The 12,524-nt window shown below is 72.9% G+C and carries 11 protein-coding genes and 1 pseudogene; 3 read left to right on the forward strand and 9 right to left on the reverse strand.

Annotated features, from left to right (window positions below):
- Window positions 1-208: 208 nt before the first annotated feature.
- The gene (locus CCN72_RS15235) at window positions 209-1,021 is read right to left on the reverse strand and encodes an SDR family NAD(P)-dependent oxidoreductase (RefSeq protein ID WP_086807987.1); all 813 of its coding nucleotides are present in this window, start codon (window positions 1,019-1,021) and stop codon (window positions 209-211) included.
- A 133-nt stretch (window positions 1,022-1,154) separates the two neighbouring features.
- Between CCN72_RS15235 and CCN72_RS15240 the strand changes: the two genes are divergently transcribed.
- Window positions 1,155-1,751 carry a TetR/AcrR family transcriptional regulator gene (locus CCN72_RS15240; protein ID WP_086807988.1) on the forward strand — a complete coding sequence of 199 codons (597 nt, stop codon included), beginning with the start codon at window positions 1,155-1,157 and terminating at the stop codon, window positions 1,749-1,751.
- A 47-nt stretch (window positions 1,752-1,798) separates the two neighbouring features.
- Here the strand turns inward: CCN72_RS15240 and CCN72_RS15245 are convergent, their stop codons facing one another.
- From CCN72_RS15245 to CCN72_RS15275, 7 genes and pseudogenes are all read right to left on the reverse strand, one after another.
- The gene (locus CCN72_RS15245) at window positions 1,799-2,998 is read right to left on the reverse strand and encodes an NAD(P)/FAD-dependent oxidoreductase (protein ID WP_086807989.1); all 1,200 of its coding nucleotides are present in this window, start codon (window positions 2,996-2,998) and stop codon (window positions 1,799-1,801) included.
- A 119-nt stretch (window positions 2,999-3,117) separates the two neighbouring features.
- A complete protein-coding gene (sigJ, locus tag CCN72_RS15250; RefSeq protein WP_086807990.1) occupies window positions 3,118-4,062 on the reverse strand; it encodes an RNA polymerase sigma factor SigJ in 945 nt (314 codons plus the stop codon).
- Window positions 4,063-4,206: 144 nt separating this feature from the next.
- On the reverse strand, window positions 4,207-6,288 hold the full coding sequence (locus tag CCN72_RS15255) for a TolB-like translocation protein (protein WP_086807991.1): 2,082 nt from the start codon (window positions 6,286-6,288) through the stop codon (window positions 4,207-4,209).
- A gap of 297 nt (window positions 6,289-6,585) precedes the next feature.
- On the reverse strand, window positions 6,586-7,623 hold the full coding sequence (locus CCN72_RS41400) for a sphingomyelin phosphodiesterase (protein ID WP_158101356.1): 1,038 nt from the start codon (window positions 7,621-7,623) through the stop codon (window positions 6,586-6,588).
- A gap of 159 nt (window positions 7,624-7,782) precedes the next feature.
- The gene (locus CCN72_RS15265; RefSeq protein ID WP_208638012.1) at window positions 7,783-7,983 is read right to left on the reverse strand and encodes a hypothetical protein; all 201 of its coding nucleotides are present in this window, start codon (window positions 7,981-7,983) and stop codon (window positions 7,783-7,785) included.
- Window positions 7,984-8,002: 19 nt separating this feature from the next.
- Window positions 8,003-8,487: pseudogene (locus tag CCN72_RS15270) on the reverse strand (GntR family transcriptional regulator); the annotation flags it as partial.
- Between the two features lie 107 nt (window positions 8,488-8,594).
- Window positions 8,595-9,881 carry a hypothetical protein gene (locus CCN72_RS15275; RefSeq protein WP_086807994.1) on the reverse strand — a complete coding sequence of 429 codons (1,287 nt, stop codon included), beginning with the start codon at window positions 9,879-9,881 and terminating at the stop codon, window positions 8,595-8,597.
- A 492-nt stretch (window positions 9,882-10,373) separates the two neighbouring features.
- Between CCN72_RS15275 and CCN72_RS15280 the strand changes: the two genes are divergently transcribed.
- Window positions 10,374-11,003: a phosphatase PAP2 family protein gene (locus CCN72_RS15280; protein ID WP_085565726.1), complete on the forward strand. Its 630-nt coding sequence runs from the start codon at window positions 10,374-10,376 to the stop codon at window positions 11,001-11,003.
- A gap of 175 nt (window positions 11,004-11,178) precedes the next feature.
- On the opposite strand, the gene CCN72_RS15285 is transcribed toward CCN72_RS15280, so the two are convergent.
- Entirely contained in the window at window positions 11,179-11,610 is a 432-nt protein-coding gene (locus tag CCN72_RS15285) for a GNAT family N-acetyltransferase (RefSeq protein WP_086807992.1), read from the reverse strand.
- A gap of 111 nt (window positions 11,611-11,721) precedes the next feature.
- Between CCN72_RS15285 and CCN72_RS15290 the strand changes: the two genes are divergently transcribed.
- On the forward strand, window positions 11,722-12,524 hold an 803-nt coding region (locus CCN72_RS15290), incomplete at its 3' end, for a permease (protein ID WP_086807993.1).

Here is a 12,524-nt window from a genome sequence, read left to right on the forward strand (position 1 = left end):
GGTGGCGAGGACGAGGGCGGCATGCGGCTCCTTGCGCGCTCGGGACGGAACGCACGCGGCCGCCTCCACGGCTCGGCCCACGGCGGCACCGGTCGTTCAATCTCTAACGTAGTGCGAGAGTGCGGCCGGTGTGAAGCTGCGCCAAGCGCGGGTGAACCCGGTCCGACTCCCGTGTGTCGAGAGACTTTCCGGGCGCCCCCGGTACGACTTACGCCGCGACGACCGCCACCCCGGTGCGGCCCCCGTCGACGTCCACCACCGCCCCGTGCACGAACGCCGCCTCGTCGCTCGCCAGCCACACCACGGCGTTCGCGATCGCGTCCGGCGTGCCGACCGTGCCCGCCGGGGTGCCCCGCATCATCACCTCGCCCGGATGCGGCTCGGTGCCCGCCGGGGACGGGGGCAGGATCACCCCCGGCGACACCGCGTTCACCCGCACGCCCCGCGGCCCGAACTCCGCCGCCCACGCCCGCGTCAGCGTCTCCATCGCGCCCTTGGTCGAGCTGTAGAGCGCGCCGACCGGGACACCGAGACGGGCGATCCAGGAACCGAGGTTGACGATCGCCCCGCCGCCGGACTCCGCCATCCACGGGGCGACGGCGGCGGTGAGGAAGAAGGGTGCCTTGACGTTCACGCCGTAGACCTGGTCGAACGTCTTCTCGTCGGTGCCGGCGGTGTCCTGGCCCGGGTAGATGCCGGCGTTGTTCACCAGGATGTCGATCCGGCCGCCCAGCGCCGCGCGGGCCCGCTCGGCCAGGTCGCGGGAGGCCTCCGCGCCGCCGTCCAGGTCCGCCGCCAGGAAGTCGGCCCGGCCGCCCGCGGCGCGGATGCCCTCGACCACCTCCGCGCCCCGGACCCGGTCCCGGCCGGAGACGATCACCCGCGCGCCCTGCGCCGCGAACGCCTCCGCGATCGCCCGCCCGATATTGCTGGTCGAGCCCGTGACCAGCGCGGTCCTGCCGTGCAGTCGGCCATGTGTGGTGTCGTCATGTGTGGTGTCGCCATGTGTGGTGTCGTTCATGACGCGGTCTCCCTTGTCTCGCATGACGCGGTCTCCCATGTCCCGCCGTGTGCGCCCACTGTGCGCCGGCAAAAATGGACCAGCAAGTCCAGAATGGGCGGGGCTACGGTGGAGCCACCGGAAGGAGCCGAAGGTGCCGGAGACACTGACCGCCAAGGGCCGCGCCACCCGCGCCCGCATCATCGAGGGCGCCGCCGAGCTGCTGCGCGAGCAGGGCCCCGCCGCCACCCTGGACGACATCCGCGCCCGCACCGGCACCAGCAAGAGCCAGCTCTTCCACTACTTTCCCGAGGGGAAGGACGAACTGCTGCTCGCCGTCGCCCGGTTCGAGGCCGACCGCGTCCTGTCGGACCAGCAGCCGCAGTTGAGCTGCCTCGACTCCTGGGAGAACTGGCAGCGCTGGCGCGATGTGGTCGTGGAGCGGTACGAACGCCAGGGCGACACCTGCCCGTTGGGCTCGCTCTTCCTCCAGGTCGGGCGGCAGCGCCCCGGCGCCCGCGCGATCGTCACCGAGCTGATGCGGCAGTGGCAGCACCAGCTCGCCGAGGGCATGCGCGCCCTCCAGGCGGGCGGTCTGGCCTCCCCGGCCCTTGATGTGGACCGGGCCTCCGCCGCCCTGATCGCCGGGATCCAGGGCGGCGTCGCCCTCATGATGTCCACCGGCGACTCGACCCACCTCAGAGCGGCGATCGACACCGGGATCGATCATCTCCGTACGGCCGGGAAGTAGCGCCAACTCCCCTTACGCGCATGCATGGTTCGGGGGGAACGGGACGCTCAGACCACCGTCCCAGCGAACCTCGTGTCGGCCGCGCCCGCCGTCTGCACCACCCCGCGCGCCCTGCTCGGCACCAGCAGCGGGTGGGCGACGCCCCAGGCCGCGGCCTTGCAGACGGCCTCCTTGTAGCGGGCGGCGAGGCGGCCGGTCAGGGCGTGATCGACGGCGCGGTCGTCCGCGGTGACGAACTGGATCAGGCCGTCCCTGCGGCCCAGGGAGACGCACTGCTGGTAGTAGCGCACCGGCGTCACCGGCACCTTCCCGCCGCTGAGCCGCGCCGCGATCGCGTCGGCCGCCTGCCAGGCGCCGGGCACCCCCGAGGCGCAGGACATCCGCAGCGGCTTGTCGCCGGGGCCCATGGCGAGGGCCGCGTCCCCGATGACGTACACCTGCGGGTGCGAGACGGAGCGCATCGACCGGTCGACGACGATCTGGCCGTTCTCCCCCGTGTCCAGGGTGGTGGCCCGCGCGATCGGGTGGACGGCGAAGCCGGCGGTCCACACGGTGGCCGCGGAGGGGAGCGTGGTGCCGTCGGCGGTGGTGATGTGGTCGGCGGCCACCGCGGTCACGTCCGTGTGCTCGTGCACGGTGATGCCGAGCCGGTCGCAGACCGCGCGCAGATGGCGGCGGCCCTTGAGTGAGAACCGTTCGCCCAGGTCACCGCGCACGGCGAGGGCGACGTCCAGGTCCGGGCGTGCCTCGGCGAGTTCGGTCGCCGCCTCCAGGCCGGTGAGGCCGCCGCCGACCACGACCACGGAGGCGCCGGCCGCCAGCTCGGCCAGGCGGGCGCGCAGCCGCAGCGCGCCGGGGCGGTTCGCGAGGTCGTGGGCGTGCTCGGCGACGCCGGGGACGCCCTGGTCGTGCCATCCGCTGCCGAGGGCGTAGACGAGGGTGTCGTACGGCAGTTCCTCCGCCGTGCCCTGCTCCCCGGTGACGGTGACGGTCCGCCGGTCGGCGTCCACGGCGGTGACCCGGGCGAGCCTCAGGGTGACGCCGGTGCCCGTGAACAGGGCGGCAAGGGGCCGGGGCGGGAGTTCCTGTCCGGCGGCGAGCTGATGCATCCGGACGCGCTCGACGAAGTCGGGCTCGGCGTTGACGAGCGTGATGGCGACGTCCTCGCGGCGCAGTCGGCGGGCGAGACGGCCGGCGGCGATGGCTCCGGTGTATCCGGCGCCGAGGACGATGACGCGGTGCTGCATGGCCTGCTCCTGTCGCTCATGGGACGGCGTCCCAAGCGGTTCGCCCCTTGAACCGGGCGGCCCGCCGTTTCCTGACAGGAGCGGGCTGTGACCTGCGTCACGCAGACATCACATGGGCGTCAGAAGACCTTGAGCACGGGGTCGCCGTGCTCGTCGGCCGCCCAGCGCCGGGTCGCGCGCACCAGCTTGTCCGGGTTGACCTGGCTGCGGAAGGCGGCGATGCCCTGCCGGGTGATCTCCAGACAGGTGATGCCGATGACCCGCCCGTCGAGCACCACCACGAGCGCGGGGGCGCCGTTGACCAGGCAGACATGGAGGTCGGGCGAGCCGCCGACCAGGTTGCGCTTGGCCTTGCCGGGCTTGAACAGGCCCCGCATGAAGGTCGCGACCGCGCGGGCGCCCTCGAACGCGCGGGCGCGGGCCGGCACCTTGCCGCCGCCGTCGCCGATCGCGATGGCGTTCTCCGTGAGCAGTCGTACCAGCGGTTCGGTGTGGCCGCTGGTGGCGGCGGCGAGGAACTCGTCCACGATCCGGCGCGCGGCCGCCTCGTCGATCTCGGCACGCGCCCGGCCGGTCGCGACATGCTTCTTCGCGCGGTGGAAGATCTGCTGGCTGGCGGTCTCGGTGAGGTCGAGGATCGCCGCGATCTCGCGGTGCGGGTAGTCGAACGCCTCGCGCAGCACGTACACCGCGCGTTCGTTCGGGGTGAGGCGCTCCAGCAGGGTGAGGACGGCGTACGACACCGACTCGCGTTGTTCGGCGGTATCAGCGGGGCCCAGCATCGGGTCGCCGGCGAGCAGTGGCTCGGGCAGCCAGGCGCCGACGTAGGTCTCGCGGCGGGCGCGGGCGGAGGCGAGCTGGTTGAGGCAGAGGTTGGTGAGCACCTTGGTCAGCCAGGCCTCGGGGACCTCGATGCGCCCGGTGTCGGCGGCCTGCCAGCGCAGATACGTCTCCTGTACGGCGTCCTCCGCCTCGCTCGCCGAGCCGAGCAGGCGATAGGCGATGGCTTCCAGACGGTGCCTGGACGCCTCGAACCGGTCCACGTCGTCCACGGTCAGGGCCATGACCGGGATCCTAGCCCGCGGAACCGGTCAACTGCCCCGGATATCGGGGCCGGTGGCCCACCGTACGGTGCGCAGGTGTCCCCACCGGCGGGAGTCCGGTGGCCCACTGCGCGCCGGTGGGCCACCGGACTCCCTGCTGCTCGGTCAGCGGGCGGCGGTGTGGCCGTCCGGAGCGGGCAGGTGGGTGCGGTCGGGACCGATGCCGGTGCCGGTGCCGGTGCCGGGCAGCGGACGGCCGGTGGGGGCCTCGCCGCCCCCGGCGACCAGGGCCGGGGCCTTGACGCCCCGGGCCGTCGCCGCCGGGACGTCACCGCCCGCCGCCCAGATCGTGGACGTCCAGGCGCTGCTCGCGGCGATCGCGTTGCCGATGGCGGTGCGGTTGGCCGGCAGGTAGGAGGAGTTGCCGCCGAAGGTCTCCACGACGGAGACGCTCGCGGCCTCCTGGCTCAGATAGGTCGAGGCCTGCGCGGACAGCGTGCCCTCGGTGGACCAGAGCATCGGGCCGTACGTCGCGGTGGCCGCGCCGCCCGCGGCGGCGTTCTGCCAGGTCCAGGTGTCCTCGACGACCGCCGAGTTCGGTGCCGTCCACCAGAAGCGGGCCAGGTTGGCGGCGACGTCCTCGTGGGCCTTGCCCCCGATGGCCCAGTAGCTCCAGGACTTGGTGAACGCCGTGTGCTGCACCGCCTGGTCTGCGTTGTAGCCGACGGTCACCAGGTTCGTGGTCTTCGGGTTCAGGGCGTTGATGTAGCTCTTCACCGAGGACGGGACGGTCTTGCCGTTGGTCAGCAGGACCACACCGGTGCCGCGGTAGCCGAGGGCGCCGGCGGCCGTGGCCGCGGTGATCGGGTCGTGGTACTCGCCGCCGTCCGCCAGGAAGATCCACGACGGGGTCGCGGTGATCTGCTTGGCGACCCGCGCGGACAGCCCGGACAGATCGCTCGCGTCCATCCGCAGCGCCTTGTAGCCGAGCGCGGTGACCTGGTCGGCCACCTTCGAACTCAGCAGCTTCGTGGGGCCGTTGAGGTAGACGGTGCTGCCCTTGGGCAGGGTGCGCTTCAGCTCGGCGGCGGCCGCGGAGTCCAGTCCGCTGCCCGAGGTCATCAGCAGCGGGCCCTGCTTCTCGGCGGCGAGCGTGATGCCGGGCGCCGAGTAGGTGGCGTTGGACTTGTTGACCAGCACCGCGGAGCGCGCGGTGACCAGGCCGGGCACATGCGCGGCGCCGGTCTTGTCGTAGGTCCAGCGGGAGGCGGCCGCGTCGATGGTGAGGGGGCCGGTGCCGTAGACGCGGGCGAGGTAGTTCTGGCGCAGCGGCTGCCAGGCGGGCTTGGCGCCCTTGCCCGCTCCGGTGATCTCCTTCGTCGTACCGTCCCTGAGGTCCAGCAGCCGTACCGTCTGGACGTCGTCGGAGGCGCCGGCGTGGGTGCTGTGCGCCTCGTAGGCGAGCCGGTGGCCGGCCGGGTCCCAGGTGGGGAAGAGGTGGTCGGAGGCGTCGGTGGTGATCTGCTTGGCGTCACCGCCGTCGGCGCCGGCCACGAACACCTGGGACCAGCCGTCCACTTGGCGGGTGAAGGCCAGCTGGCTGCCGTCGGCCGAGAACACCGGCGAGGCGCCCTCGTCGACGATCCGGGTCACCGTGCCGTTGCCCGGGTCGTACAGCCAGATGCCCTGGTTGGTGCCGCCGGTGGTGCGCCGTTCGAAGGCGAGGGTGCCCGCCGGGCTCGCCGTCGGGTGGACGTCGTACGCCGACGCCGGTTCCTGGCCGCTCGTGAGCAGCGGCTCGGGGGCCCAGGAGCCGTCCGAGGGGCCGTAAACGAGCTGGCCGCCGGTGCTGTAGACGACGGCGCTGCCGTCCTGCCAGTAGACCGGGTCCTCGTCGGCCGCGCCGGAGCGGGTGTCGGTGGCCGCGGGCAGGGTGACGAGCGAGGTGGCGCCGGTGACCCGGCCGGTGGTGACCTTGCCGGCGGCGGCCACCACCTTGCTGCCGTCCGGCGCCCAGTTCAGCGCGTGGTTCGCGCTGGTGATGTCCAGCACCGAACGCAGGCCCGTGCCGTCGGAGTTGACGGTCTCCGCGCCGTTGGTACCGCCGTACAGGCTGAGCAGACCGGTCGAGGTGTCCGGCGCGGTCGGCGTGGCCTGCGCGCCCGGTGCCGCGGCACCGAGCAGTCCGGCCGCCAGCGAGGCGGCCGAGGTGAGCGTCGCGAGGTGGCGACGCGTACGAGAGTTCAACGAGCCCCCCAAGAGTGAGTGTTCCTCGCCGCGGGCGTCCCTGCCGGGTGTGCGGCCGTGTCGTGACGGCCGGGTTCCGGCGCGCGCGTGGGCTCGCGCGGCAGCTCCGGCGACCGGTGATCGCCCATCGGCAGCAGGACGGTATGTGAAGGGCGCGCCGGACACCGGTGAAGCCGTCCGAACAATGGGTGAACTCGCGTGGTACGAAGGAACGCGGACCGGGGGATCCGCGTCGGGACCCGGCCCCCGGTGCGCCACGACGGCACACCGGAAGGCCGAACTCCCTGTGCTCCGGGTTCAGTTGAGCTGGAACGTGGTCTCGATCGGGTAGTGGTCGCTGGGCGCCTCGGTGTCGGTCTGGCCGGTGGTCCAGCCGGCCTGGGGGTCGAAGTCGACCTTCACCGGGGAGACGGCCGAGGGGGCGGGGCGGCCGGGGGCGTTGAGGTAGCCGAGGTAGTCGATGTCGTCGCGGTAGTCCTTGGGGAAGGTCTGCACGCCGGACATGTACTGGCACCACGCGGAGACCGGGCAGTCCATGGTGCGCAGGGTCTGGCCCGGGTCGGTGGCGGGGGTGCCGAGGACGCCGTTCACGGCGGTCTGGGCGTCGGCGTAGTCGCCGCGCGACCGGCCGCCGTAGTACTCCACGTTCAGGTCGCCGCCGATCAGCACCGGAGCGCTCGTGCCGGCGATGCCGTCCGCCCAGGAGCGGATCTCGCGGAGCTGCGCGAGCCGGGTGGACTGGGTGGTGTCGGTGGAGGTGCCGGACTCGTCGGCCTGGAGGTGGGTACCGATCACCCAGCTCTGCGTGCCGCCCTTGGCGATCCGGACCAGCGCCGCGCCCTTGTTGGCGTGGTAGTCCCAGGTGCTGGACGCGGAGTTGCTGAAGACGTGGGCGTACTGGGCGGTGATCGGGTACTTGGACAGGATCATCGTGCCGCCGTTGATGACGAACGGCGAGTTGGAGCAGTCGCCGCTGATGCCGGTCCAGCCGCCGCCGGAGCAGGTCTGGCCGACCACCGGGGTGTGGTACGGGTACAGGTCCGACAGCTTGCCGACGATGTCGGCGGTCGAGGTGTTGTTGAAGCCCTCGTTCAGCACCACCACGTCCGCGCTGTGCTTGCGGACGATCGACTCGATGACCGGTGTGCGCTGGGCCGCCTTCTCGTTCTGGGTGGTGTCCACGATCGCAGTGCCGAGGTCGACGTTCCAGGCGAACACCGACAGGCTGGTGCCGGTGCCCGCCGCACTGGCCGCGGGGGCCGTGTAACCGGCGACCCCGAGGAGCGTGGCGGCCGCGGTGGCGGTGAGGGCGGTAGCGGTACGACGCGAGACCATGCGCTCTCCTGCTGGAAGTGAGCCCCTGACCGGAAACGGGGCGCGTACATGACAGCGGGAGACTAGGGGTGCGCGGGTACGCCTGGAAGAACGTCGCCGAAGCGGCCCATGGACAGACAGAAGAGAGAGGGTGTCTGGACAAGTCGGCGTCCAGTGGCGTCAACTCGGCTTGTAGATCCGCGATCTTCCTCGGTCGGCTGTGCGCAGCGGGGAGCGGAAGGCGGGGAGGAAGCTCAGCGTCATGCCGGCCGCGGCGATCAGCAGGGTGGCCGGTGCCCCGAACGCGGTGCCCGCGGCGCCGCCCAGCAGTCCGCCGAGCGGGAGCCCGCCCCAGGAGACGAACCGGGCGGTCGCGTTCATCCGGCCGAGCAGCCGGTCCGGGGTGAGGGACTTGCGAGAGTTGGACGGGCTGACCGTCGGCGAGGAACTCGTAGTGCGTGCTGACGCGGGGGTCGCCGGGCGCGATGGCGAGCCGCTCGGCGATCGCCGCGGGCGCGGGGAAGCCCACCCGGGAGTGGACGTCCCACGTGCCCGCCCGGCCGCGCTCGGCGACTCCGGTGGCCGGGTGCCCGAGGCCCCCGTGCCGGCGCGCCCGGATCATCGGCAGCCGCTCGCGCGGCGCCCGTACGTCCCCGACCCCGCGCGCCCTTCGAGCAGTCCCTCGGCGATCAGCCAGTCCACCGCCCGCTGGGCCACATTGCGCCCGACCCCGTACTCCTCCGCGAGCCGCGCCCGGGACGGCAGCCGCCCGCCGATCTGCCACTCGCCCGCGAGGATCCGCGCCCGCAGCGCGTCGGCGACGGCGAGGTAGGACACCCCTCGGGGCTTGAGGGGCAGGGACGGCAGGGGCAGCACGGGTGGCATGGGCGGCACGGTCGGCTCTCCGGTCTCACGGGGACGGGAGTCCCGTCGCACGGGAACGGGGTCCGGACGGAGTCGGAAAGCTATCGCGCGGGCGGAAAGCCGATGGATCAGGAACGCGGCGCGTGGCCCTCGCGCAGGGGCCGCGAGGAGGGCTCCGCCGCCAGGAACTCCACCACCGCCAGGACGAACAGCAGGCACAGGGCGATCCCGAGGACCACCCAGCCGGTGGGGTACGGCCACAGCAGGCAGACCAGCACCGCCACGGCGACCAGGATCCAGGTGAACCAGGCGCGGTGCCGGCGTACGAAGGGGCCGACCGGGCCGGTGCGCAGGCCCGCGTGGTCGGCGGTGCCGCGGGCCGCGCCGATGCCGTCGGTCCACAGGCCCCGCACCAGTCCGGCCCGCCGCCCGGGCCCGCTGAGCCAGGCGCCCAGCGCGATCACCACGCCGAGCACGATCACCATCCGTACCGCGGTCTCCAGGAAGCGGGTCAGGGTGTCGTAGACCGCGCCGGCCGCGCCCGGGGAGACATCGGCGGGCAGCCGGTCCAGGTAGAACACGCGGAAGACGCGCAGCCCGATGCCGAGCACGGCGGTGGCGACGGCCGCGCCGAGGCAGCCCGCGACGAGGGCGCGACGGCGGCGCAGCGACAGCAGGACACCGGCGGCGATCAGCAGGACGGCGAGCACCGGCAGCCAGTTGCCGGCGATCCGCAGCAGCCGTACGTACGTCTTCACCTTGCCGATCTGCTGGGACTCCAGAAGCGTGAACTGGGCGTGGATGGCCGGGATATGGCTCGCGAAGGTCATCCCCGCGCCGACCATGCGCTTCTTCACGTCCTCGATCAGCGGGGCGAGATCGAGGGTGACGGTGTCGTCCTTCAGCTGCACCGCGCCGCCACCGGTGCCGGTCAGCGCCTTGTCGAGGGAGGCGTGGATCCGGCGGTTGGCGTCGGTCCAGACCGTGGCGAAGGCCGAGGACGCGACGGCCTTGCGGGCCTGGTCGTGCACGAACCCCCGTACGGCGTTCTCCAGCCCCCCGCCGAGCCCGCCCAGCGCCCTCTCCAGCAGGGGCCGGTCCTTGGGCGCCACGTCGGAGAGCAGCGTGGGCAGGTTGACCCGGTCCATCAGCGCGTCCGTGGCCCGGTTCGCGACGGCGTCCTGCACGGCGGGGTTCCCGGCGAGTGGGGCGACGGTCGCGACATAGCGGTCGGTGTCGCCGACCAGGTCGGCGGCCCAGGTGGCGACGACGGCGAGCGGGGCGAGGAGGCAGCCGATGACGAGGAGCACGGCGGCGAGCGCGGAGACGGGCCGCCGCCGGGGCCGCGCCGCTCCGCCGTGACGCGCGTGCCGCTCCGCTTCGAGGGCGGCGAGCCGGGAGCGGAGGTCGTCCAGCTCGGAGTGGCCGGGGCGGTCGGGCCGGTCCGAGTGGTGGTCGGGTCGGTCGTGCCGTTCCGGCTGGTCCGCGCGCTCCGGTCGGTCGGGGTCGCGTGGCCGACCTGGTTCGCCGGGCCGCTCGGGGCCACCGGGCCGGTCGGGGTCGCCAGGGCGGTCGGAGCGGTCCGGGCCGTCGGGGTGGTCGGGGGTCGCACCGTTCGTCACTGGCACCTCCTCGCCGTGCGGATCGCCCTGCAGATCACCAGCGCACCGCCCCGTGCACGCGGGCGCGAGCAGGGCGGGGCCGTTCGGGTCAGTCGGGGCGGCACGGGTGGGTCGGCATCCCGCGTCGCGGGCGGGTCGGCACCCCGCGCCGTAACCTGATATCGTCTACACACTTGTAGACGTTTACCTCTGAGACGTCCGCGCTTCATCCGTACGTCCGATCGGTGCCCGCGCCCGTTTCCCGGAGCCCGCGGCACACGCAGCACGGCCCCGGAGACCCATCTGATGACGACTTCCTCCCCGACCACCCAGGCGCTCGACGGCGCGGCGATAGACGGCGGTCTGTACACCGACGTCACCGACTTCGCCCGGCACACGCACTGGCTGAACGAACCGGTGTCGGTGTTCAGCGCCTTCGGCATCGGCCTGTTCGCGGTGTATCTGCTGGTGGCATGGTGGCGGGCCAGAGGACAGGGCAGCACCGCGATGGCCGCCGTGCTGGCGACGCCGGTCGCCGTCGTCCTCGCCTACGTGGTCAACAGCGGGATCAAGGACGTCTTCGACGAGCCCCGGCCGTGCCGCGCGCTCCCCCACGACTTCCTCCTGGAGGCGTGCCCCGCGCCGGACGACTACGCCTTCCCCAGCAACCACACCACCGTCGCCTTCGCCTTCACGGTGGCCCTCCTGCTGATCAGCCGCCGCCTCGGCACCCTCGCCCTGGTCACCGCGATCGCGATGGGCGCCTCCCGGGTGTACGTCGGCGCCCACTACCCGCACGACGTCGCCGTGGGCGCCCTGGTCGGCAGCGTCGTCTCGCTCGTCACCGTCCTGGTGCTGCGCCGGATCGCCCCACCGCTGGTGGAACGGCTGCGCACGGGCGCCCTGCGTCCACTGCTGACCTCGCAGCCCTCCTGAACCCTGATCCGATCCCCGGCGTACCCTGCGGGGCGACTGCCGTCGCCCCGCACGAACCCGCGCGGCGCCGCGCCGGATCGTGCCGACTCCCTGAAGCGGCGCGGTTGTTCGCGGTGAAGCGGCGGACGCCGACTCCCTGAAGCGGCGCGGCTGTTCACCCCGAGGCGGCGGACGCCTACTCGCTGAGCCGGAACACCGTGGACTCCCGCGCCCGGAAGCCGATCCGCTCGTAGAGCCGGTTCGCGGAGGCGCGGTCCGGGCGGGAGGTGAGGTCGAGCGTGCGCGCGCCCGCCTTACGGGCGAGCCGTACCGCCTCCTCGATCAGCAGCCCCGCGACACCCCGGCCGCGCGCCGCGCCGTCGACCACCACGTCCTCGATCCGGCCGCGCAGCCCGGACGGCAGGGGCAGCAGCACCAGGACCAGGGTGCCGACGATCGCCTCGGGGGTGCGGGCGACCAGCACCGTGTTGGTGTCACAGGCCACCAGCCGGTCGATCGCGGCGCGGTCCAGGGGCACGGCGGCCGAGGACAGCTGCGGAAGCAGCCTCCCGAAGGCGTCGACCAAATCCTGGGACGGCTCCCGAACGACCTCCACACGGATATCCATGCGGGGAGGATACCGATCACCGAACGGGGCCTTTGCCGCGTTTCGCGATACCCCGTAGGGGTACTCTCGGCCGAGTGGCGGAACCGCACCACCGTGAAGGGAGTGCGCTGCATGCACGCGATCGGGCACGCGTTGTCCATCACCGGATCGATGACCTGGGAGATCACCTGGGCACTGATCCTCGGCTTCACCCTCTCGGCCGTCGTCCAGGCGGTGGTGCGCCGCGAGACGGTCGTACGGCTGCTCGGCGACGACCGCCCGCGCACGCTCGCCCTCTCCGCGGGTCTCGGCGCCGCGTCGTCCTCCTGCTCCTACGCCGCCGTCGCCCTCGCCCGCTCCCTGTTCCGCAAGGGCGCGAACTTCACGGCGGCGATGGCCTTCGAGATCGCCTCGACCAATCTCGTCATCGAACTGGGCGTGATCCTCGCCCTATTGATGGGCTGGCAGTTCACCGCGGCGGAGTTCGTCGGCGGCCCGATCATGATCGTCGTACTCGCGGTGCTGTTCCGCGTGTTCCTGCGCGAACGTCTGCTGCGCGGCGCCCGGGAGCAGGCCGAGCGCGGGGTCGCCGGGTCGATGGAGGGCCACGCGGCGATGGACATGTCGGTGCGGGGCGAGGGCGGCTTCGTGCGCCGGCTGCTCTCGCGCGCCGGGCTCACCTCCGTGTCGCACATCTTCGTCATGGAGTGGGCCGCGATCCTGCGCGACCTGGTGGCGGGGCTGCTGATCGCCGGTGCCATCGCCGCCTGGGTGCCCGACGACTTCTGGCACACCTTCTTCCTGGCCGGCCACCCCCTCGCGGCCAAGCTGATCGGCCCGCTGATCGGCCCCGTCGTCGCCGTCGCCACGTTCGTCTGCTCCATCGGCAACGTGCCGCTGGCGGTGGTCCTGTGGAAGGGCGGCATCAGCTTCGG

The sequence above is a fragment of the Streptomyces murinus genome, from assembly GCF_002154555.1.
Lineage (GTDB): Bacteria > Actinomycetota > Actinomycetes > Streptomycetales > Streptomycetaceae > Streptomyces > Streptomyces murinus.

Excerpts from the sequence above, each read along its gene's own strand:
- CCN72_RS15235 (WP_086807987.1), bottom strand. The coding sequence starts at position 1,021 with ATGAACGACACCACACATGGCGACACCACACATGACGACACCACACAT.
- CCN72_RS15285 (WP_086807992.1), bottom strand. The coding sequence starts at position 11,610 with ATGGATATCCGTGTGGAGGTCGTTCGGGAGCCGTCCCAGGATTTGGTC.
- sigJ (WP_086807990.1), bottom strand. The coding sequence starts at position 4,062 with ATGGCCCTGACCGTGGACGACGTGGACCGGTTCGAGGCGTCCAGGCAC.
- CCN72_RS15245 (WP_086807989.1), bottom strand. The coding sequence starts at position 2,998 with ATGCAGCACCGCGTCATCGTCCTCGGCGCCGGATACACCGGAGCCATC.
- CCN72_RS15280 (WP_085565726.1), top strand. The coding sequence starts at position 10,374 with ATGACGACTTCCTCCCCGACCACCCAGGCGCTCGACGGCGCGGCGATA.
- CCN72_RS41400 (WP_158101356.1), bottom strand. The coding sequence starts at position 7,623 with ATGGTCTCGCGTCGTACCGCTACCGCCCTCACCGCCACCGCGGCCGCC.
- CCN72_RS15265 (WP_208638012.1), bottom strand. The coding sequence starts at position 7,983 with ATGAACGCGACCGCCCGGTTCGTCTCCTGGGGCGGGCTCCCGCTCGGC.